This is a genomic window from Sphaerochaeta sp. (genome assembly GCA_022482495.1).
Classification (GTDB): domain Bacteria; phylum Spirochaetota; class Spirochaetia; order Sphaerochaetales; family Sphaerochaetaceae; genus RUG023.
The window spans coordinates 1-22416 of the sequence record JAKVPA010000003.1 but is presented as its reverse complement, the minus strand read 5'-3'; the positions used below and the strand labels follow the sequence as shown (position 1 = coordinate 22416).

The 22416-nt window shown below is 55.6% G+C and carries 20 protein-coding genes and 2 pseudogenes; 18 read left to right on the top strand and 4 right to left on the bottom strand.

The genetic code is table 11. From position 1 onward, the window contains the following. Positions 1-563: 563 nt before the first annotated feature. Positions 564-938 carry a nucleotidyl transferase AbiEii/AbiGii toxin family protein gene (locus LKE28_04195; GenBank protein ID MCH3907452.1) on the bottom strand — a complete coding sequence of 125 codons (375 nt, stop codon included), beginning with the start codon at positions 936-938 and terminating at the stop codon, positions 564-566. A 416-nt stretch (positions 939-1354) separates the two neighbouring features. Here LKE28_04195 and LKE28_04190 point away from each other — a divergent pair, with 416 nt between their 5' ends. From LKE28_04190 to LKE28_04165, 6 genes are read left to right on the top strand one after another with little or no spacing between them, the layout of a single operon-like run. Beyond that, positions 1355-2431, top strand: coding sequence for a YedE-related selenium metabolism membrane protein (locus tag LKE28_04190; GenBank protein ID MCH3907451.1), 1077 nt, complete (start codon positions 1355-1357; stop codon positions 2429-2431). After that, positions 2424-2618 carry a sulfurtransferase TusA family protein gene (locus tag LKE28_04185; protein MCH3907450.1) on the top strand — a complete coding sequence of 65 codons (195 nt, stop codon included), beginning with the start codon at positions 2424-2426 and terminating at the stop codon, positions 2616-2618. Before LKE28_04190 ends, LKE28_04185 begins: the two co-directional genes overlap by 8 nt. Then, positions 2618-2854, top strand: a complete 237-nt coding sequence (locus tag LKE28_04180; protein MCH3907449.1) for a DUF3343 domain-containing protein — start codon at positions 2618-2620, stop codon at positions 2852-2854. The genes LKE28_04185 and LKE28_04180 overlap by 1 nt, the downstream gene beginning before the upstream one ends. After that, the gene (selD, locus tag LKE28_04175) at positions 2854-3873 is read left to right on the top strand and encodes a selenide, water dikinase SelD (GenBank protein MCH3907448.1); all 1020 of its coding nucleotides are present in this window, start codon (positions 2854-2856) and stop codon (positions 3871-3873) included. Before LKE28_04180 ends, selD begins: the two co-directional genes overlap by 1 nt. Positions 3874-3915: 42 nt before the next feature. Beyond that, positions 3916-5229, top strand: a complete 1314-nt coding sequence (locus tag LKE28_04170) for an extracellular solute-binding protein (protein ID MCH3907447.1) — start codon at positions 3916-3918, stop codon at positions 5227-5229. 11 nt (positions 5230-5240) lie between these two features. Next, positions 5241-5819 (top strand): HAD-IA family hydrolase, encoded by a 579-nt coding sequence (locus LKE28_04165; GenBank protein ID MCH3907446.1) that lies wholly within the window; start codon positions 5241-5243, stop codon positions 5817-5819. Here LKE28_04165 and LKE28_04160 read toward each other — a convergent pair. From LKE28_04160 to LKE28_04150, 3 genes are all read right to left on the bottom strand, one after another. Next, positions 5777-7567, bottom strand: coding sequence for a sensor histidine kinase (locus LKE28_04160; GenBank protein ID MCH3907445.1), 1791 nt, complete (start codon positions 7565-7567; stop codon positions 5777-5779). The two genes, LKE28_04165 and LKE28_04160, sit on opposite strands and share 43 nt — an antisense overlap. 2 nt (positions 7568-7569) lie before the next feature. After that, positions 7570-8211 (bottom strand): helix-turn-helix domain-containing protein, encoded by a 642-nt coding sequence (locus LKE28_04155; GenBank protein MCH3907444.1) that lies wholly within the window; start codon positions 8209-8211, stop codon positions 7570-7572. Between the two features lie 191 nt (positions 8212-8402). After that, positions 8403-8714: a hypothetical protein gene (locus LKE28_04150; GenBank protein MCH3907443.1), complete on the bottom strand. Its 312-nt coding sequence runs from the start codon at positions 8712-8714 to the stop codon at positions 8403-8405. Between the two features lie 399 nt (positions 8715-9113). On the opposite strand from LKE28_04150, the gene ilvN reads away from it, so the two are divergent. From ilvN to LKE28_04090, 12 genes and pseudogenes are all read left to right on the top strand, one after another. Continuing rightward, complete coding sequence (gene ilvN, locus LKE28_04145; protein ID MCH3907442.1) at positions 9114-9641, top strand: acetolactate synthase small subunit; 528 nt, start codon at positions 9114-9116, stop codon at positions 9639-9641. A 60-nt stretch (positions 9642-9701) separates the two neighbouring features. Then, the gene (ilvC, locus tag LKE28_04140; GenBank protein MCH3907441.1) at positions 9702-10700 is read left to right on the top strand and encodes a ketol-acid reductoisomerase; all 999 of its coding nucleotides are present in this window, start codon (positions 9702-9704) and stop codon (positions 10698-10700) included. A gap of 22 nt (positions 10701-10722) precedes the next feature. Further along, the gene (locus LKE28_04135; protein MCH3907440.1) at positions 10723-12336 is read left to right on the top strand and encodes a 2-isopropylmalate synthase; all 1614 of its coding nucleotides are present in this window, start codon (positions 10723-10725) and stop codon (positions 12334-12336) included. Continuing rightward, positions 12323-13919: pseudogene (gene cimA, locus LKE28_04130) on the top strand (citramalate synthase). The gene LKE28_04135 and the pseudogene cimA overlap by 14 nt, the downstream one beginning before the upstream one ends. A 1-nt stretch (position 13920) precedes the next feature. Beyond that, positions 13921-15192: a 3-isopropylmalate dehydratase large subunit gene (gene leuC, locus LKE28_04125; protein ID MCH3907439.1), complete on the top strand. Its 1272-nt coding sequence runs from the start codon at positions 13921-13923 to the stop codon at positions 15190-15192. After that, the gene (leuD, locus tag LKE28_04120; GenBank protein ID MCH3907438.1) at positions 15192-15686 is read left to right on the top strand and encodes a 3-isopropylmalate dehydratase small subunit; all 495 of its coding nucleotides are present in this window, start codon (positions 15192-15194) and stop codon (positions 15684-15686) included. The genes leuC and leuD overlap by 1 nt, the downstream gene beginning before the upstream one ends. Next, positions 15683-16741, top strand: a complete 1059-nt coding sequence (gene leuB, locus LKE28_04115) for a 3-isopropylmalate dehydrogenase (GenBank protein ID MCH3907437.1) — start codon at positions 15683-15685, stop codon at positions 16739-16741. Before leuD ends, leuB begins: the two co-directional genes overlap by 4 nt. A 2-nt stretch (positions 16742-16743) precedes the next feature. Continuing rightward, entirely contained in the window at positions 16744-18423 is a 1680-nt protein-coding gene (ilvD, locus tag LKE28_04110) for a dihydroxy-acid dehydratase (protein MCH3907436.1), read from the top strand. A gap of 2 nt (positions 18424-18425) precedes the next feature. Next, positions 18426-20108 carry a biosynthetic-type acetolactate synthase large subunit gene (ilvB, locus tag LKE28_04105; GenBank protein ID MCH3907435.1) on the top strand — a complete coding sequence of 561 codons (1683 nt, stop codon included), beginning with the start codon at positions 18426-18428 and terminating at the stop codon, positions 20106-20108. A 138-nt stretch (positions 20109-20246) separates the two neighbouring features. Then, positions 20247-20774: a carboxylesterase family protein gene (locus LKE28_04100; GenBank protein ID MCH3907434.1), complete on the top strand. Its 528-nt coding sequence runs from the start codon at positions 20247-20249 to the stop codon at positions 20772-20774. Continuing rightward, a pseudogene (locus LKE28_04095) lies at positions 20716-21910 on the top strand (IS256 family transposase). The gene LKE28_04100 and the pseudogene LKE28_04095 overlap by 59 nt, the downstream one beginning before the upstream one ends. Before the next feature lie 43 nt (positions 21911-21953). Further along, a partial coding sequence (locus LKE28_04090) for an alpha/beta hydrolase (protein ID MCH3907433.1) occupies positions 21954-22416 on the top strand: 463 nt, incomplete at its 3' end.

Here is a 22416-nt window from a genome sequence, read left to right as displayed (position 1 = left end):
ATCAGAAGCCATGCCTTTTTCGATCCCCAAAAGCATACGTGGAGAGCGCACCTGACACCGGATGCGTGTCCCCTTGCAGGTGTGTCCGTCCCTTTGAGAGGAATAAGAGGGGAGGTTTCCTTCCTTGTCCTGTCTCTGCCTGGTTGCTCAGGAGATTATCTTTTTACTGGAATGAATTCTATGCGAACACTGGAATCTACACTGAAAATTGAGAAGATTTGAATGGGAAGTCGACAAGGTAATCAAGCCAAAAAACAAACGTAAATTGATGATGTTTCTGAAGAAATCGCTGTATAAAAGACGATACGTTTTCGGAATGTAGAAGAGAGATTTTCTGGAATAAGATGATGTCGTATCATATAAAACGTATCATAGAGATCACGCGTGGCCGCACGATTGAGCAGGGCGTTTGTTTTTCCTACATACATTTCAAGAGGCATACGTGTTCACACTTCTTGTTTCTTGGATGTTGTTTCAATCAGCAAAGGCCTAAGAACAGGATCAAACATATGAGAGCGTAATGAATAGGTTATCTCGATGTTAAGGTTATCACTTCTACCTCCTTAATGGGTATATGAGAAGACAAACGAATCCAGACTATGCCAAGATTTACTCCCTGTGTGTCGTGTGTATCCTTGGCTCTCCCTGTACGTTGGCAAATCTTTTGTGATTTCTTTTCTGGTTGTCATCATTTCTGTTCGTGTCTGATCTGCATGGTAATCCAGGTCAATGTCTACTGACAAACGAGGGAGGTTGAACACTGTCAGGTTGATTGCGGTACCACCTTTCAAAGCAAGTGTGTCCTTCATTCGGGAATTTGAATGAATATACGTCAGGATTTCAGTCAGACGTAACACCTTTTCCAAGGTGTCACGTACGAAGTGCAATTCTTCTGCTTTTTTTGTTAGTTCCGAAAGGGAAAGATCAAACATCTGCATTAGCTCCCTGTTCCATCGTCTTCAGAAGATCTTCTGGAGCGTAGAGTTGCCAGAATGCATGGTAGATTGGATTCTCCCATCGATTATCCATGGAAAGATACCGGATGCTTTTCCCAATATGGGAATGACATCGTTTGAAAAAGGATTTGGAAAGTTTCATCTTGGGAAAATAGGAAAGGATATATCCGGCTTTCTGATAAAGGAACTGGTTGTGATGGAACCCCAAATATGTCTCCAGCTTTCTTTCATCAACAATCGTTACCATATTTTAAAACTCTTCGGACTACGATGGGACACCTGCCGGGAAAGGGTGGTTCTTTCGTGTTTTTGCTTCCCGGGAATCCAAGGGCTGAATTGTGGAAGGAACCCTAAAAAACTTCATTGCATGGTGAAAAACATAATGGTATACTGCGCCTATGACGATCACAAAGGAAAAGAAAGTGCTCGCCGCTACCGGTGTCTTGGTGGGGTTGGGCGCAGCGTTGTTGGTGTTGTGGGGGAATCCCAAGAACATGGGGTTCTGCATCGCGTGTTTCATCCGGGATATCGCCGGTTCTCTGCATCTGCAGAACGCGGGCGCCGTCCAGTATCTCAGGCCGGAAATTCCCGCCATGGTGCTGGGCGCGTTCATCCTCTCCATGGCTCGAGGGGAATTCCAGCCGCGAGGCGGTTCGTCCCCGATGCTCCGATTTCTGTTCGGCTTCTGCATGATGGTCGGAGCGCTGGTGTTCTTGGGATGCCCGCTTCGGATGGTGCTCCGTCTGGGCGCCGGTGACTTGAACGCCTTGATCGGTCTGTTCGGGTTTGCTGGTGGCGTGTGGGTCGGGACGCTGTTCCTCAACAGAGGTTTCTCGTTGGGGCGCAGCCAGATGCTGGGACGCTTGGAAGGAACGGTGTTCTCCGGACTGCAGGTGGTGCTTTTGGTGCTCCTGTTCGCGTTCCCCACGTTGCTTGCCTTCAGCAAGGCGGGTTCCGGACCGGGTGCGATGCACGCGCCGGTTGCCGCTTCCCTGATCATCGGACTGTTGGTCGGCGCCCTTGCCCAGCGCAGCAGACTTTGCATGGCCGGTGGCATCCGTGATCTGATCCTGTTCAAGGACTCTACGTTGATCATGGCTCCGCTCTTCATCTTCCTGTTTACGTTGATCTGGTCACTGGCTACGGGAACGTTCCATCTTTCGTTCGCCGACCAGCCGGTGGCCCATACTTCCGGCCTGTGGAACTTCCTCGGCATGTCCGTGGTAGGGCTTGCCGCCGTAATGCTGGGTGGCTGCCCGCTCCGGCAGGTGATCCTGGCCGGTGAGGGGAACACGGACAGCGCCATGTCGGTGCTTGGCATGGTGATGGGCGCCGCGTTCGCCCACAACTTCTCCCTGGCCTCTTCCGGCAAGGGACCGACGACCAACGGAAAGGTCATGGTGATCGTATGCTTGGCATTCCTGGTTGCGTGCGGCATGATCATTACGAAGAAAGGAAAGGAACAATATGCGTGAGATTGACGCCAGGGGATTGTCATGCCCCCAACCGGTGGTTATGACGAAGAAGGCGCTGGCTGACAAGCCGGAGGAACTGAAGGTGCTGGTGGATGACCGCGCTGCGCTGGAGAATGTCACCCGGTACGCCAAAGCGGTGGGATACACCGTGACGGTGGATGGCTGGACGCTGGATCTGAAGAAATAATGGAGACTTGGACGGCGACGTTCTTCAGCCATTATGGCGCGTTGCGGTTCAAGACGGATGTGGAGAAACGGGGGTGCGCAGCCTACCTCAGGCCGGTGCCCCGCTCCTTGTCCGCCTCGTGCGGGACGTGCGTCGTCTACACGGCTCCTTCGTGGGATTGTGTCTCCTCCCCGGATCTTGACGGCGTGTACCGCCCGGAAGGGGAGGGGTATGTGTGTGTATGGAGGCATGGGTGATGGTGAAACTGACCAGTATGGTGAAGGTAAGCGGATGCGCCGCGAAGCTGGATCCCCAGAAACTGCATGACACGCTCTCCCGACTTCCGGTGATGCACAGTGACCGGTTGCTGGAAGGGTTCGAATCCAGCGATGACGCTCTGGTGTACCAGGTGGAAGGTGATACGGTGGCCATCGAGACGGTGGATTTTTTCCCACCGATGGTGGACGACCCGTACACGTTCGGCCAAGTTGCCGCGGCCAACGCCTTGTCTGATATCTACGCCATGGGGGCGGAGCCCGCCGTGGCAATGAACCTGCTCTGCTTCCCCTCTTGTCTGGAACTGTCCGTAATGGAGCAGATTCTCCGGGGTGGTCAGGACAAGGTCGCGGAGAGCGGCGCGGTGATCGCCGGCGGGCACACCATCAGCGACGCCGTACCGAAGTACGGGCTGTGCGTAACCGCCTTCGCCAAGAAAGGGACCATCTGGTCAAACAAAGGCTCGAAACCGGGTGATGTTCTGATACTGACCAAACCGCTGGGCATCGGGGTGATCGTCACCGCGGCGAAAGCGGAAATGCTGGATGATCCGGTGTATCTGGAAGGAGCGGTCGCCAGCATGACCACGCTGAACAAGAAGGCGCGGGACGCGGCGCGGCCCTTGTCCGTCCATGCCGCCACCGATGTGACCGGTTTCTCCCTGTTGGGACACGGCATGCAGATGGCTCAGGCAAGCGGGGTGACCTTCCACATCCATTCCGCCGCGGTCCCTATCCTGCCTGGCGCATTGGAAGCCGCCTCCTACGGCCTGCTTCCCGAGGGGATGTACCACAACCTTGATTATGTCTCCCCCCATGTGTCGTTCGCCGAGCGTATTCCCCAGAATCTGAAGGACCTGCTCTGCGATCCCCAGACGAGCGGTGGCTTGCTGTTTTCTCTTCCTCCTGGGGACGCGGAACGTTTGGTGGCTGCATTGCCCGGCGCGGTGGTGGTCGGCACGGTGGAGCCTGCTTCCGGTTTCGCGGTGGTCATCGACTGAAAATTCGTTTGCAAATCCAAAGGATTGGAGTACCATGGACGCATGAGGAAACGGTACGCCATCATCTTGCTGGCCATTACGGTGATCCCGCTTGTGGCGTGGCTGTTCTTCGCGTGCCAGCGGAAAAAAGAGGAAACGCCGCTTCCCGTGACCATTACGTACTGGACCCATCAGGATGAAGCGCGAGCGGCCCTAGAACAGGAGTTGATCGCCCAATTTATCCAGCGGAATCCCGACGTGCGGATCAATCGTGTGGAGTACACCTCTTCGGAGATGATCGATCTGATCCCCAGGGCGTTTGCCGCCGGCCAGGGGCCGGACATGTTCAACCTTCCCGTGGAAAGCGAGTATCCGTTGATCGCCCGGGGATACGTCGCTCCGGTGGATTACCTTGCCGCCGGGTTCGATTCCCGGCAGGATCTGCTGGATACCTATATCGATGGAGTATTCGATGGGGTCACCGTCAGGAATGACATCTATGGGCTGCCCCTGGAATACACCAACTGGTGCCTGTACCTGAACAAGAACGCGTTTTCCGCCATCGGGCTGGATGCTGAGAAGGATTATCCCCGCACGTGGGAGGATGTTGTTTCCCTTTCCCGGAAAATGGTGGTGCGGGATGGCGCCGTGTTGAAGAAACGGGGCTTTGATTTTCGTTATCCGTATTATCTGAACTTCCTTGTCCCGATGGTGGAACAGCTCGGGGGCGCCTTGGTCAGCGCGGATGGGAAGACGGCCGTTGTCGGGGAGGACGCGTGGATCTCGGTGTTGTCGTTCATGCAGGCGTGGGGGCCTGGGGGGGTGAACCTTGGCTCCCCCACGTACAAGAACGCCCGCTCGTCATTCGCTGGAGGTGACGCCACCGCGGCGATGGCGCTCTCCGGACTGTACCAGGAAAGCCGGATGCGCAAACAGTATCCCGAATTTTATCAGAGCGGGCAGTGGATGGTCGTTCCATTCCCCCAGTTTGCGCATGCCGTCAACGAGGTGTCCGCTTCCGCCTACGTCCATTATCTGATGGTCAACGCGAAAAGCGATCTACGGACGCAAAAGGCTGCGTGGAAGTTGATCGGTTTCCTGCTTGATCACGGAGACCAGTATCTGGAAAGGGCGTCGCTCGTCCAACCCACCCGGGAAGTGGTCTACTCCCGGGCGTTCCGTGATCTTCCTTATGGAAACGTGTTTCTCCATGATCTTTCGCGCAGCCACATGGTGTATCATGGCTCTGACAGCGCCCGGATCCAAGAGCTTTTGGGAAATGCCGTGGAGTCCGTGATGCTTTCCGGAGTCTCACCACAGAAGGCGTATGTCACGCTGAAGGCGAACCTGCAGGAATTGCTTGATGAACGGAAATAAGAGGAGTTGGTATGTTGTATGTGTTTGACATGGGCAATGTCGTCATCACCCATATCCATTGTCTGGAGGCGATCATCGACGCCTATCAGGATCGGGTGGACAAGGACGCGTTCCTTGCGGATTTTCGGGCGTATGAAGTCCCGTTGATGGAAGGTTCCCTTCCCACACGCGCCTATTGGGAGCACTGGCAACGCCGTTTTGGCGTGACCATTTCCGATGAGCCGTTCGCGACGTTTTTCCATCCTCGTCCCAACGAGGACGCCATCCAGGTCATTCGGCGGCTCAGAGGACGGGGAGAGAGGGTGGTCTGTGGTTCCAATACCTTCGGCCCCCACTGGGATATTCTTTCCGGGATGGGGCTGACGGACGAACTGTTTGACGCCACCTATCCCTCCCATGTGATCCGCCTGTCCAAGCCGGAACCGGAGTACTACCGGTACATTCTCCAGAAGGAAGGCTATACCGCAGGCCAAGCGTGGTTCATAGATGATTACGAATGCAATATCCAGGCGGCTTCCCAGGTGGGGATGCGCACCGTGCTGTATGACTATCGCTCCTCGGATTCCCGGGACGCGCTGCTTTCCTTGTAGTCGTCTTCGGTTTCCGTCCGCTTGTGGATTGCGGGCATCAGCATGGTGACCGTCGTGCCCCCACCCGGTTCGCTTTCCAACGAGAAGGCAGCCTGGGCCTCGTAGCGGAGTTTCAGCCTCCGGTAGGTGTTGTACAGCCCGACGTGCCCGCTGCCGTCCAGTTCATCCAGATCCGAGGGAAGGGTGGAGCGGTCGAAGCCGATGCCATCATCGTGGATGACGATGGAGAGGATCCCGCCACGTTCTCTGATGGTGATGGAAAGGTGCCAGTCCCCCGCCTTGGGCTCCAGTCCGTGGACGATGGCGTTCTCCACCATCGGCTGGATGATCAACTTGGGGGTCATCACGTCCCGTGTGGATTCCTCCACGGATTCCTGTACGTGGAGTTTCTCTCCGAAGCGGATCTCCTGGATGGTCAGGTAGCTGTCCACCAGCTCCATGCTCTCCTTGATGGAACACTCGCTTTCATGGTTATCCACCGTGGAGCGGAGCAGTTTCCCCAGTTTGATGGAAATGGTGTAGATCTCATCCTCGTGGTGGATCTTTGCAAGCGCCTTGATGGTGTTCAGCGTGTTGAACAGGAAGTGGGGGTTCATCTGGCTTTCCAGCGCTTTCCGTTCCGCTTCGGCGAGCTTGGCTTCCTCTTCCCTGGACAGGTCCATCAGGCTGGTGATCTGCCGCACCATGGCGTTGAACGAGTGGTCAAGCTGGTTGATCTCCGTAATCCGGGAGTCCGCCACCTGTGCCTGGAGATTGCCGTCTTCCACCGCTTTCATCGACTGGGCCAGCCGTTTGACCGGTTTGGAAAGGGAGCGGGAGAACAGTGAGGCGAACACTACCGAGACGATAATCCCCAGTCCCAAAGCCAGGAGCATGATGAGCAGTACCTGCCTGAGGTTGCCGGCGTACGGCGCCGAGGACACCGCCCCCGCCAAAGAAAGCGTGGTGTTCTTGATCGGCGTGATGGCCACAATGGTGTTGCCCGATGTAGAGACGCCTTCTTCCGGATTGGTCACCGCCGCAAGGTACGGGAACTTGTCGAACCCTCCGACAAGAGAGGGGTTGGCCAACGATTTGGCGTAGAAGCGGTGGGGGTCGATCACCAACTCGTCGGAGAGCGTCGAATCCCGGTCAAGGATCGCTTCCGCCGCGTCGGTAAACACCTCGACGATCACATAGCCCAGATTGTTGCCTTGTTCGTCATAGACGCGACGGATGATGGTGACAAGAATCGCCTTGCCGGTTTCGCTGGTCATCCGTCCGCTGAGGGAAATGACACTTGCCGTACGGTTGGTTTCCATTTGCGCCGCCACTCCGGAACTTTCCCACTGGTTGGTATGGAACCGGAGATCGTACAGATCAGGGAAATCATGGGTGGAGAGCCGGACATTGCCGGAGTCGCTTACCACATGGGCGCTGGCCAGATAGGTGTCCCCTTTCATTGTGGTGAACAACAGGGAGTACACTTCCTTGTTCTCCGCCTCATCGGCATCCGGACTGTCTTTTTTCAGTAGGTCAACAGTGAGAGGGGAGGTGCTGAGCACGTACGCTTTGTGACGGTATCCTTCCAGAAGATCCCCAAGCTCAATGCTGTCCTGTTCCACCGTTGAGCGTGCCTGTTGCGTGAGCGCATGTTCCAGATTTCGGTTTCCCCACGAGGCATAATAAATTGCCAATGCCGCCACAGGAATCAGCATGACAATGAGAAAACTGGTGATCAGACGGGAGAACAGGCTGTAGGTCCGCATCGTCAGATCGACGGGTGCTCATCCCGGTACTGGGTAGGAGTGACCCCGGAAAAGCGTTTGAAAATCTTTGCGAAATAGCCGGGAGTGGGGAATCCGCAACTGGTGGCGATCTCCCCGATGTTACGTTTCGGATCCCGCATCAACTCAACGCTCTTGTTGATTCTCCAGGCGTTGAGGTATTGCAGAAAATTCAGCCCGGTGACCTCTTTGAACAGACGGGAGAGATGACTCTCCGACAGTCCAAGGAACGTGGCGGCTTCCTGCAGCCCGACCGGCTTTCCATAGTTTGTGGCGATGAAGCTGATGGCGTTGTCCACCACATGGTTGTTCACCGAATGGGGAAGGGGGATCAACTCCTCCCCTGTGGCGTTTTTCGTCTTGCGGAGCCGTTCGTAGTCGACATCCTCTTCCCGAAGCTTGACCACCAGATTGGACAGGGTCGTTTCCAACTCGTCGTCATCCACCGGCTTGAGCAGGTAGTCGAACACCCCTAGCCGGATGGCTTGTTTCATATAGCTGAAATCGGTATGTCCTGAAAGAACAATCGCGTGGTTTACCGGGCAACGCGCCAGCATGGTCAACCCATCGATGCCGGGAAGACGGATGTCGGTGATGACGATGTCAGGATCCAGTTTCTTGATCATCGCTTCGCCTTCAAGGCCATCCGCCGCCGGTGCCGACCAAGCGTCAACCCCAGCCGTTCCCATCCGATGGACGCGGCGAGCTCATCCCGCACGATTTTTTCATCTTCCACCAGAATGACCGTATACCCCATACTTTCCTGCCTTGTGCTGCCTTCCCATCATAAATGATTGGAACGGTTTGTGCTAGTCGGTCAGAAACGGGAGCTGATGATTTGTCGGACAAGGGAAATGGCGAGCAACACAAGGAACGCGTACCAGATCCAATGGAACGCCACAAGGACAAGACTCCATCGATCGATCATCGTCACGATGACGCCACGGAACGCCAGGATGACCAGCAGGGTGGCGATGGGGTAGATCACCACGTCTCCGTCATACCGTCCAAGCAACGCGCCAAGGGCCAGCCCGATGGACGCGGTGACGGCCAGATCGCTCCTCCGGAACCAGATTCCGAACGCTCCAGCAACGGCAATCTCACAGAACATTGCAACCGTCTTCCGCATAGAAAACAGTATACCACCAACAAAACTCAAAGAAAAGTGAAAGCTTTTTGCATATTCATGCATTGTGTGTATGAGTACTTGACATTCTCCATCCGTTTTTGCTATCAATCTAGGAAAAGGCCGTTCGGCCTGGAGGATTGGACCGTGAAATTCGCAATGGACAGGAAGAATCAGATGAACTGTACGATGATGCAGAAAAGCACCACCGCGACCGCTTTTTACTTTTCTGCATCTTCCCTCCTGTTGCCTGTCCTCTCCCTCCTTCTGATTACCCTTCTTACCATTCTACTCGTCGTCATTTGCTAACCACGGCGGCAGATTCTTCAATCTGTTACGGTCCGTGGGTTCAATACTTCGCCTGGCGAAGCGTCTTTTCATATGCAAGAAGGAGCATCCGACATGAAAACTACTACCGGCAATCGTTACACTCTCTCCATTTTGGTCTATAACCGCAGCGGCGTATTGATGCGTGTCGTAGGCCTGTTCAGCAGACGGGGCTACAACATCGACAGCCTTTCGGTGGGGGAGACGCAGGACGAGACGGTCTCGCGCATCACCATCGTGGTGACCGGTAGTCGTGATGTGGTGGAGCAGATCAAGCACCAGGTGGAGAAACTGGTCGATGTGATCAACGTGGCGGAAATGATCCCTGCCGATTCCATCCAGAAGGAGCTGGTGTTGATCAAGATCGCCACGACGGAGGACACCCGCACCCACATCATCGAACTGGCCGAGATCTTCAAGGCCAAGGTGGAGGATGTGGCCAGCACCGCCATCACGCTGCAGATCACCGGCAGCCTTGACAAGATCGCGTCGTTCATTGACCTGTGCAAGGAGTATGGGATTGTCGAGATGGTGCGTACCGGCATCACCGCGCTGGGACGCGGCCCCTCCTCGCAGATGGAACTGGGCGTGGTGGACGAATGAGCTGTATGTTCGATAGGAGCCGTATGGCTTCTAGGAAATATCGATTTGGGGAGCAAGGAAATGAGTGCGAAGATGTATTATGACTCAGATGCTGATCTCGGGAAGTTGGAAGGAAAGACCGTGGCCATCGTCGGGTATGGGAACCAGGGACACGCCCACGCGTTGAACCTGCATGAGAGTGGCGTGCATGTCATCATCGGCCTGTACAAGGGTTCGAAGAGCTGGAAGCGCGCTGAAGAGGATGGCTTTGAAGTGCTGACCACCGCCGAAGCGGTGAAGAAGGCGGACATCGTCATGATTCTGGTCAACGACGAGAAGCAGTCCAAGCTGTACGCCAATGATATCGGGCCGTTCATGAGAAAAGGCCAGTATCTGGCTTTCGCCCATGGCTTTAACATCCACTACGGCCAGATCGTGCCGCCGGCTGACGTCAACGTCATCATGATCGCCCCCAAAGGGCCGGGCGCCACAGTGCGCAGCCAGTATCAGGAAGGAAAAGGCGTTCCGTGCTTGATCGCCGTTCATCAGGATCCCAGCGGAGACTCCAAACAGGTTGCCATGGCCTACGCCAAGGGACTGGGCGCGGGAAGGGCCGGAATTTTCGAGACATCGTTCAAGGAAGAGACGGAGACAGACCTGTTCGGCGAGCAGGCGGTGCTCTGTGGTGGGGTCTCCCATCTGATCAAAGCGGGATTCGACACGCTGGTTGCCGCTGGCTACCAGCCGGAGATGGCGTACTTCGAATGCTGCCACGAGATGAAGCTGATCACCGATTTGATCAACCGCGGCGGATTGACCTTGATGCGCGCCTCCTGCTCGGACACGGCGGAATACGGCGACTATGTCTCCGGACCGAAGGTGATCAACCAGCAGAGCAAGGACGCGATGAAGGAAATCCTGGGCAGGATTCAGGATGGATCGTTCGCCCGTGACTGGCTGCTTGAGAACCAGGTCGGACGGCCGTATTTCAACGCCACCAAGCGGATGGAACAGACCAGTCAGCTGGAACAGGTCGGAGAGCGTCTTCGCTCGCTGATGAGCTGGCTGAAGCAGAATTGATGGCGTAAGGAGGGGAAACGAAATGGCGAACGAACGGATTTTGATATTTGATACGACGCTTCGGGATGGGGAACAGGCCCCGGGATACAGCATGAACCTTGAGGAGAAACTCCGCATGGCCCGACAGTTGCGTCTCTTGGGTGTGGACATCCTGGAAGCGGGGTTCGCCATCGCTTCCCCCGGTGATTTCGAAAGCGTGAAAGAGATCGCCGCGGCGGTGGACGACACGGTGGTCGCCTCGCTTTCCCGTGCGTTGACCAAAGACATCGACGCCGCGTGGGAAGCGGTGAAACTGGCAAAACGTCCTAGGATCCACACATTCCTGGCCACCAGTGATTTGCACCTGCAGTACAAGCTGAAGATGACCAGGGAACACGCCCTGCAGCAGGCAGTGGACATGGTCGCTTACGCCCGCAATCTCTGCCCGGATGTGGAGTTCTCCTGTGAGGACGCCACCCGGACGGATCTTGATTACCTCTGCCAGGTGGTGGAGGCGGTCGTCAAGGCGGGGGCTACGACGATCAACCTGCCGGATACCGTCGGGTACTCCACGCCGGAGGATATCCGTACGATGTTCACCACCGTCCGGGAGAAGTGTGACGGCATCGACAAGGTCACCCTTTCCTGTCATTGCCACAACGACCTGGGGATGGCGGTGGCCAACAGCCTGGCGGCGGTGGAAGCGGGGGCACGCCAGGTGGAATGCACCGTCTGTGGCATCGGAGAGCGGGCGGGGAACGCCAGCTTGGAAGAGCTGGTGATGAATGTCCGTACCCGAAGCGATGAGTATCCCTATGCGACCGGCGTGCATACCGAGCAGATCTATCCTTCCGCCCGGCTTCTGTCCACCATCACCGGGGTGAAGATCAACCCGTCCAAGGCGATCGTCGGAGCAAACGCGTTCGCCCATGAGAGCGGCATCCACCAGCACGGCATGATGGCCAACAGCAGGACGTACGAGATCATGACGCCGGAATCGGTCGGCGTGCAGAAGACCACGTTGATTCTAGGCAAGCACAGCGGGGTGCACGCCCTCCGCAAGCGTCTGGAAGAGCTGGGCTATCATGTTTCCGATGAGCAGATGTCCCATCTGTTCGAGGATTTCAAGAATCTCGCCGACCGGAAGAAAACCATCGAGGACCGCGATTTGATCGCCCTGGTGGAAAACGGCCAGAAACCGAATCCCAATGCCTGGAAACTGGTCAATTACGTCGTCAACAGCGGCAACACCATCACCAGCACGGCGTGTGTCACGCTGGAGAGGGCCGGCAAGAGCTACCAGGAAGTGGCGTTCGGGACCGGTCCTGTGTACAGCGCCCTTCGGTGCGTGGAGAAGATCATCAAGCATCCGTTCAGCCTGGAGGAGTATGGACTGCAGGCGGTGACGGAACACCGTGACGCGTTGGGTGAGGTCCTGGTGAAGATTTCCGACGGGACGGGGTTCTATCGTGGCAGGGGCGTCTCCACCGATGTCATCGAGGCTTCGATCCTCTCTTGCCTTTCGGCCGTCAACCACATGCTGGATGAGTCGCAGCTTCCAGCCGGAAGCGGCATGAGCGCCGCGGACAGCACGATGAGTTTCGCCAATGACATGCTCTATGAGCATTCGGATAAGCAGAACCATGCGCACGATTGACCTGTACGATTCCACCCTGCGCGACGGCAGCCAAGGCGAGGGCATCAGTTTTTCCGTCGAGGACAAGCTGAAGATCACCCGCGCGCTGGACGAGCTGGGGATCGCCTTCGTTGAGGCGGGAAACCCGGGAAGCAACGCCAAGGACCAGGAGTTTTTCCGGGCTGCCAAGGAGTTACGCCTCAATCACGCCCGTCTCGTCGCCTTCGGTTCCACCCGTCGCAAGGGAAAGACGGCCGAGCAGGATGCCAACCTCAACGCGTTGCTTGAGGCGGAGACGGAGTATGTGGCGGTCTTCGGCAAAACCTGGACGTTCCAGGTCTCCGAAATCCTCCATGCCACCAAAGCGGAAAACCTGGAGATGATCAGGGACTCTGTGGCGTATCTTGTGGGGAAAGGACGGAAGGTGTTCTTTGACGCCGAGCATTTCTTCGATGGCTATCAGGCGGATCCCGCCTACGCGATGGAATGTCTGCGCGTCGCCCGGGAAGCCGGAGTGGAGGCGCTGGTGCTCTGCGAGACCAGGGGAGGGATGCTGCCGGATGTGGTGGGACGCGTGACCAAAGCGGTGACGGAGACGTTTTCCTGCCCCATCGGCATCCATGCCCATGACGACAGCGGGTGCGCCGTGGCGAACAGCCTGGCGGCAGTGGATGCCGGCGCGGTCCAGGTCCAGGGAACGCTGTTGGGCTACGGAGAGCGGTGTGGCAACGCATGCCTGTCCACCATCATGGCGGATCTGGTCCTGAAGAAAGGGATGGAATGTACCGGAGGGGAGCGCCTTACCCGGTTGACCCCCGTCTGCAGGAAAGTGGCGGAGATCAGCAACGTGGCCATCCCTCACTCCATGCCGTATGTCGGCGCTTCGGCGTTCGCCCACAAGGGCGGCATGCACATCGACGGGGTGAAAAAGAACCCGCTTGCCTACGAACATGTCGAGCCATCCTCCGTGGGGAACGAGCGTCGGTTGCTGATGAGCGAGGTTGCCGGGCGCGCGTTGATGCTGGATCGTATCCGGACGGTGCTTCCCGGCTCGAAGAAGGATGATCCACAGATCATCGCGCTGATGGATCTCCTCAAGCGCCGGGAAGCGGACGGATATCAGTTTGAAGGCGCGGAGAGCTCGTTCGATCTGGTCATCCGGCGTCACTTGGCCGCCTACCATCCCTTCTTTTCGCTGGTGCATTACCAGACCATCGGGAGCCTGCCGTACGCCGACCCGAACAGCGGCTACAGCCATGACGCCGTGGTGAAGGTGCTGGTGGGGAAACACTCCCGCGATCACTGCGGCGGAAGGGGAAGGTCCGGTGAACGCGTTGGACAAGGCGCTCCGGAAAGTCTTGGAGCCGTTCTATCCGACGCTGAAGACCGTCCACCTGACGGATTACAAGGTAAGGGTGCTCTCCGCTTCCGAGGCGACCGCTTCGAAAGTCAGGGTTTTGATCGAGTCGACGGACGGCAAGGAGAGCTGGTCGACCATTGGCGTAAGCAAAGACATCATCGAGGCGAGCTGGCTCGCTTTGGTGGACAGCATTGAATACTATTTGATCAAGAACGGTGTGGAAAGCATCGGAGGAGCGAAATAACATGGGAATGACAATGACACAGAAGATTCTCGCCCATCACGCGGGACTGGATGGCGTACATGCGGGACAGCTGGTGATGGCGAACCTGGATCTTGTGCTGGGAAATGACATCACCAGTCCTGTAGCTATCCGTGAGTTCCCCAAGTTCGGCAAGGAGAAGGTGTTTGACAAGGACCGCGTCGCGCTGGTCCCCGACCACTTCACGCCGAACAAGGACATCAAGGCTGCGGAACAGTGCAAATGCCTCAGGCAGTTTGCCGCTGACCAGCAAATCTCCCATTACTACGAAGTGGGACGGGTGGGGATCGAGCATGCCTTGCTGCCGGAACAGGGGTTGGTCACCGCCGGGGATCTGATCATCGGCGCGGACAGCCACACCTGCACGTATGGCGCGGTGGGGGCGTTCTCCACCGGCGTCGGATCGACGGACATGGCCTGTGGCATGAGCTGGGGGAAGGATTGGTTCAAGGTGCCGGCGGCGCTGAAGTTCAACCTGCATGGAAAAATGGGCAAGTATGTGTCCGGCAAGGATCTGATCCTCCACATCATCGGAATGATCGGGGTGGACGGCGCGCTGTACGAGTCGATGGAGTTCGCCGGTGACGGTGTTGCCAACCTGACGATGGATGACCGCTTCACCGTCTGCAACATGGCCATCGAGGCCGGCGCGAAGAACGGAATCTTTCCGGTCGATGAACAGACCATCGCCTATTTGGAGGCTCATGGGGCGAAGAAACCGGTTGTTTACACCGCCGATCCTGACGCGGTGTACGTGAAGACGTACGACATTGACCTGTCCCAACTGAAGAGCACCGTGGCGTTCCCCCATCTGCCGGAAAACACCCACACGTTCGATGACATGCCACGGGTGAAGATTGACCAGGTGGTCATTGGTTCCTGCACCAACGGAAGGCTTTCCGACCTGGAAGCCGCCGCCCACCTCCTGAAAGGCCACAAGGTTGCTGATGGAGTGCGGTGCATCGTGATCCCCGCCACGCAGAAGATTTGGCAGGACGCCATGCATGAGGGGCTGTTCGATATTTTCGTCGACGCCGGATGCGCCGTCTCGACGCCCACTTGTGGACCGTGTCTCGGCGGTCACATGGGGATTCTCGCCGAAGGAGAACGGGCGGTGAGCACCACCAACAGGAATTTCGTCGGCCGCATGGGGCATGTGAAGAGTGAGGTGTACCTCGCCAGTCCCGCCGTCGCGGCGGCATCCGCGGTGACCGGTTACCTGACCGATCCCACGACCATTGAGGAGAAAGCGTGATGAAAGCAAGAGGAAATGTATTCCGCTACGGAGACAACGTCGATACGGACGTGATCATCCCTGCGCGGTATCTGAATACCAGCGATCCCAAGGAACTGGCCTCCCACTGTATGGAAGACCTGGACAAGACGTTCATCCGGCGGGTGAAACCGGGAGACATCATCGTGGCGGACAAGAACTTCGGATGTGGTTCCAGCAGGGAGCACGCCCCGATCGCCATCAAGGAAAGCGGAGTCTCCTGCGTCATCGCGCGGACGTTCGCCCGGATTTTCTACCGCAACAGCCTGAACATCGGGCTTCCCATCCTGGAGTGCCCGGAAGCGGTGGATGGCATCAAGGACGGTGATGTCGTCCAGGTGGACTTTTCCACCGGGACGATCACCGATGAAACGACGGGGAAAAGCTACTCAGCTGAGCCGTTCCCCCCGTTCATGCAGGATCTGATCGCTGCCGGCGGACTGGCCGGTTACATGCGCAAGGAGGCAGGGAAATGAAAAAAGTCATCGCCCTGGTGCCGGGAGACGGCATTGGTCCGGATGTGGTTGGGGAAGCGGTAAAAGTACTGCATGCCGTCGGGAAAGCCTACGGCCATGAGTTTGTCTGTGAATCCTACCTGTTGGGAGGTTGCTCCATCGATCGGTACGGCGTGCCGATGACCGATGAGACGCTTGCCGCGTGCAAAGCCAGCGACAGTGTCTTGCTCGGCGCGGTGGGCGGCCCCAAATGGGATCATGTCGATCCTTCCATCCGTCCGGAAAAAGCGTTGCTCGGACTGCGCAAAGGTCTTGGATTGTTCTGCAATCTGCGCCCGGCGATGATGTATCCCCAATTACGGCACGCATCTCCCTTGAAGGATGAGATCATCGGGGACGGTCTGGATGTGATGGTGGTACGGGAGCTGACCGGGGGCATTTACTTCGGAAAGCGTGGTACGACGGAAGATGGCGCGTTCGACACGATGGAATACCATCGCTATGAGATCGAGCGGATCGTCCGCAAGGGATTCGAGATCGCCATGAAGCGCCAGAAACGGCTCACGTCGGTGGACAAGGCGAACATCCTTGCTTCCAGCCAGCTGTGGCGCTCCATCGTGGAGAACATCGCGCCGGAGTATCCCGAGGTGGCGGTGAACCATCTGTACGTGGATAATGCCTCAATGCAGTTAGTCCGCAATCCCAAGCAGTTTGACGTGATCGTCACGTGCAACATGTTCGGAGACATTCTCTCCGACGAGGCAAGCCAGATCACCGGTTCCATCGGAATGTTGCCGTCCGCTTCCCTGGGGGAAGGTTCCCGTGGAATGTATGAGCCGATCCATGGATCCGCCCCTGACATCGCGGGCAAGAACATCGCCAATCCCCTTGCCACGATTCTGTCCGTGGCAATGATGCTGCGCTATTCGTTCGGTCTGGAGCAGGAAGCGGCCGCCATCGAGCGCGCCGTGGGAGAGACCTTGGACGCTGGTTACCGTACCAGTGATATCTACACCGACGGAATGCAAAAGGTCGGTACAAAGGAAATGGGCGATCAGGTCGCCCGGAGGATTTGATCATGGAAGAATTACGTTCACATATCGTCACCCAGGGGGTGCAGCGCGCTCCCCATCGTTCATTGATGAAGGCCCTCGGCTGGACGGAGGAAGAGCTTGCCATGCCGATGATCGGCATTGTTGATTCCACCAATGAGATCATTCCCGGTCATGTGGGGCTTCGCAGAATCGTGGACGCGGTGAAAGCCGGCGTCCGGGAAGCGGGTGGAAATCCGGTGGCCATCCCGACCATCGGTGTGTGTGATGGCATCGCCATGGGGCATACCGGCATGAAATACTCCCTCTGTTCCCGTGAGTTGATCGCCGACAGCATCGAGATCATGGCAAAGGCCCATCCGTTTGACGCCTTGGTGTTTGTCCCGAACTGCGACAAGATCGTCCCTGGCATGTTGATGGCTGCCCTTCGGCTGAACATCCCCTGTGTCTTTGTTTCCGGTGGCCCGATGCTTGCCGGCCATGTTCCTGGTGGGGACAAGCGTGGCATGAGTCTCTCGACGATGTTCGAGGCGGTGGGCAAGTATACCGCCGGAACATTGGATGAGGCAGGGGTGCGCGCCTGGGAGGATGCCTGCTGTCCGACTTGTGGTTCCTGCAGCGGCATGTACACGGCGAACAGCATGAACTGCTTGTGCGAGGCCGTCGGAATCGCGCTTCCCGGAAACGGGACGATTCCCGCCGTGTATTCCGCTCGTGAGCGGCTTGCGAAAAAAGCCGGGTACGCCGTGATGGATGTCCTGAAGCGGAATGTACGCCCTCGGGACATCATGACGGAAAAGGCGTTCCACAACGCTTTGACGGTGGATATGGCGCTGGGGTGCTCCACCAACACCATGTTGCACCTGCCTGCCATCGCCCATGAAGCCGGCATCAAGCTGGACATCTTCATGGCCAATGAGATTTCCAGCCATACGCCGAACCTCTGCCATCTGGCCCCCGCGGGAAAAGACCATATGGAGGATCTGAACATGGCTGGCGGAGTCATGGCGGTGATGAAGGAGCTGGACAAAGGGCATCTGTTGTACACGGACGCCCAGACCGTATCCGGGAAAACCATTGGAGAGCAGTATGCGGACGCGAAGAACTATGACACCGAAGTCATCAGACCATTCGACAACCCATACAGCGTCACCGGTGGCATCGCTGTCCTTCGTGGCAATCTCGCACCGGATGGAGCAGTGGTCAAACGTGCCGCCGTCGCCCCGGAGATGCTGCGCCACCAAGGGCCCGCGCGGGTGTTTGAGAGTGAGGAAGAGGTCACCAAGGCGATCCTTGGCAAACAAATTCATCCCAATGACGTGGTGGTCATCCGCTATGAAGGACCCAAAGGTGGTCCTGGAATGCGGGAGATGCTCGCACCGACCAGTGAGATTGCCGGCATGGGGCTGGACAAATGCGTCGCGTTGATCACCGACGGTCGGTTCAGCGGAGCGACCCGTGGCGCGTCCATCGGACATGTCAGTCCGGAAGCGGCCGAGGGTGGCCCGATCGCGTTCGTCCAGGAAGGGGACCAGATCCTGATCGACATCACGGAAGGGAAACTGGAATTGCTTGTCGATGAGAAGACGCTTGCCGAACGGAAGAAGAATTGGAAGAAGAAGCCGTGTCCGATCACCACCGGCTATCTGGCGCGGTACGCCAAACTGGTGACCAGCGCTTCGACTGGAGCAGTGTTCAAGGAGTAAGCATGGAAATCACCGGTGCCCAAATCATCATCGAGTGCTTGGTAGAGCAGGGAGTGAATACGGTCTTCGGGTATCCCGGAGGTACCGTACTCCCTCTGTATGATGCATTATACCAAAATAAGAGCCGAATACGGCATATTCTTACTGCGCATGAACAAGGAGCAAGCCACGCGGCGGATGGATATGCACGGTCTACCGGCAAGGTTGGTGTCTGCATCGCCACCAGTGGTCCTGGCGCCACCAATCTGGTGACGGGAATCGCTACTGCGTACATGGACAGCGTCCCGATGGTTGCCATCACGGGAAACGTTCCGCTCAATCTGCTTGGGCGTGACGCATTCCAGGAGGTGGATATCACCGGGATCACCATGCCGATCACCAAGCATAATTATATCGTCAAGGACATCGCGGAACTGGCTGCTACGATACGGAACGCGTTTCATATCGCTCGTTCTGGTCGTCCCGGCCCTGTGTTGGTGGATGTCACAAAAGATGTGATGACATCGACGTTCGGGTATGAGCGGAAGGAACCGGAACCCATCCATCGGTATGGAAAACGGTTGAACCCCAACCAGTTCGATCTTGCATTGAAGTTGCTGTATGAGTCCAAACGTCCGATGTGCTACATCGGAGGTGGGGTGATCAGCAGCAACGCGTCTGAGCAGGTCAGACGTTTTCTGGACCTGTTGGATAGTCCGGCGTGTTTCTCCATGATGGGAGCGGGCGCGATTTCGACAAAAAGCCCGCGTTGCACGGGGATGGTCGGAATGCATGGCACCAAGGTTTCCAATATTACGGTTTCCGGATGTGATCTTTTGGTGTCCATCGGCGCTCGTTTTTCCGATCGTGTCATCGGGAAGGCTTCAAATTTCGCCCATGGAGCGAAGATCATCCAGATCGATGTGGATTCCGCTGAGTTTGACAAGAATGTGAAGACGTTCTGCCATTTGGCCGGGGATGCCGGGTTGGTTTTGGAAAAGCTCAATAAGGAGCTAGAGAAGAAACCTTGCAGTCATCAGCCATGGATGGAAACGGTCGCGGGATACAAGAAAAAGTATCCAGTACGACAAAATCCCGACTCAAAGCGGCCCAGGGAGATTCTCGAGGCGGTTCAGGCGTGTCTGAAACCTGAGGACTTCGTCACGACGGAGGTAGGGCAGAACCAACTGTGGTCCGCGATGTTCCTGGAGCATGAACAGCCTCGGCACTTCCTGACCAGTGGTGGGTTGGGAACGATGGGATATGGGACGGGCGCCGCGATCGGTACGCAATTGGCGAATCCCAAAAGCAGGGTGTTCAATATCGCCGGTGATGGTTGCTTGCGGATGAACAGTAATGAGCTAACTACCGCCGTCAGATACCAGCTTCCCATCATCATTGTGTTGATGGATAACCACGCGCTGGGGAATGTTCGGCAATGGCAGACGTTGTTCTATCAGGGGCGGTACAGTGAGACGACGCTTGATACGCCGATCGACTGGATTGGTTTGGCTCGCGCGTATGGCGCGGAAGGATTCCGTATCGGGGTTGAGGATGATCCCAAGCCTATCATCAAGAAAGCGTTGGCACTGGGCAAACCGGTGATTTTGGATTGCCAGATTCCGTTGGATGACAAGGTGTATCCGATGGCTGCCCCAGGAACACCGATCGAGAACATGATGGGCGTGGAGGTTTCTGGAGAGTAACCTGAAGTTTTCAAAAGAATTACGTACCTGAGAAAGAGGTTGTGTCTCTGGCATGACCTCTTTTTCGTTGTCGTAATCTTGATAAGTCTGTACTGTTGTGCGTTAATGTGTGCATGAAACAAACACAACGTTTCCATCTTGTTTTGGTTTTGCTTTGTTCCGTTTTTTATGTTTATTTTGGGTGGTTGTGTAACCGATGGGATGATCATCAGAGCGATTGCGCGGTATTTTACGAAAAGCAGTCCTGTAGTGCTGCCGGATGATTATGATGAGATCCGTTCTCGTGTAACCGGATGGGTAGATCAACCATATGGAAATCCGAAGAAAAATGAAATACTGGATGTGTACCGGCCAAAGAATACAGAGGAAAAGCTTCCTTTGATTCTTTGGGTACACGGTGGGGCTTTCATCACGGGATCAAAAGAAGAGACCGTGCCATATATGGTAATGTTGGCTGATCGTGGTTTTGTTACCGCGACCATCAATTATCAGGTTGCGCCTGACGATCACGTATACTTAAGTTCGCAATTTGACAGTAGATTGAAATTGGTCATGAGAAGACCCATACTAGTAAGTAACCAAACAAAACTAGGAGGGAAAACATCTCATGACCGACTCAAATGTTACCAAAGAGCTGGAGAAAAAGCTACTGTCGTTTATCACTGAAGAGGATCCGATGCTGAGCATGTTGCAGTGGATCACCGAAAAGTTCATGGAGATTGAGGTGGCCAACAAAGTAGGAGCCCAAAAAGGCGAACACAGTACAGAACGAACCACACATCTCAGTGGCACTCGGGTTCGAAGATTCGATACCCGGATGGGTACGATGTATCTGACCATCCCGAAATTACGTAAAGGTGGGTATATACCCTTCTTTGTGACAGCGAAGAAGCGTAGCGAACAGGCTCTGATGCAGATTATCCAGGAAGCTTGGGTAAGTGGCATCTCTACACGGAAAATCGAACGGCTTGCCAAGAGCATGGGTATCGAACAGATTTCTGCATCACAGGTATCAGAAGTGAACAAGGAACTGGATGCGATGGTCGAGGAATTCAGGAATCGTTCTCTCCAAGCGGAATATCCTATCCTTTGGATTGACGCCTTATACGAGAAGATCCGGGAGAACGGCCATGTAGTGAGTATGGCGGTACTTGTAGTAAAAGGGGTCACTCTTGATGGTACTGCCCAGATTCTCGCTGTAGAACCGATGCATAACGAATCTGAAGAAACGTATCGTATCTTGTTCCAGAATCTGAAAGACCGTGGAGTCAAACGGGTCTGGTTGTGTATCAGTGATGCTCACAAGGGCCTACAGGCAGCTATCAGGAAAGAGTTCATAGGAACATCATGGCAACGCTGCAAAGTTCATTTCATGCGCAATATTCTTGCATATGTGGGACATCGTCATAAGGATAGCTTTGCCAAGCAGCTGAAGCACATCTGGCTGCAACCTGATGAAAAGCAAGCCCGCTCTTATGCCCAGTCATTCATGGAATCCTATGAAAAACAATTTCCTGAAGCAATCCGCTGCCTGGAAGAGGGATTGGAGGATTCTTTGCAATTCTATCGGTTCGACCAGATCGACCATCGCAAGATATCCTCCACCAACACCCTGGAGCGATTGAACCGAGAGATTCGTAGACGTTCGAAGGTTGTAGGGTATCTTTCCAAACAAGGATTCATACATCCGATTGATCACCACCTACCTCATCGAGTATGAGGAGGAGTGGCAATCGGAAAGAGCATATGTGAGTGTCCAGTCGTTGACTGAACAGAGATTGAAATTGGAAGAGGTTGCATAATGCATGTGGCTTCTCATGACTTATTCAACATGAAATTGCGAACATGTCTGGACACAGGCCGCCTGACGCACAATATCCCACACCGGTTCTTCAAACGGCAAAGGCCTATCAATTTCTTTTGGAGAATGCGGAAAGATTCGGTATTGATCCTCAGAGAATATTTGTTGGTGGTGATTCTGCTGGTGCGCAAATTGCGGCTCAGTTCCTTGTGGCACAGACTTCATCTGAATATGCGCAAAGGACAAACCTACCTCAAGTCGCTGACAAAAAAGCGTTACGTGGAGCGCTTTTGTTTTGTGGTCCCTATGATATTACAAAATTTGACAGTATGGGGCAGAACACTTCTTTGTCAAAAGCACTGGAAGCTATCGCAAGACAATACCTTGGTGTAAAAGAATGGAGGACTTCCCAACAAGCACAAGATGCCTCAGTCATTCATCATGTTACTTCGGATTTTCCCACGACTTTTATAACTGATGGAGAAAACTATTCCTTTCCAGAGCATG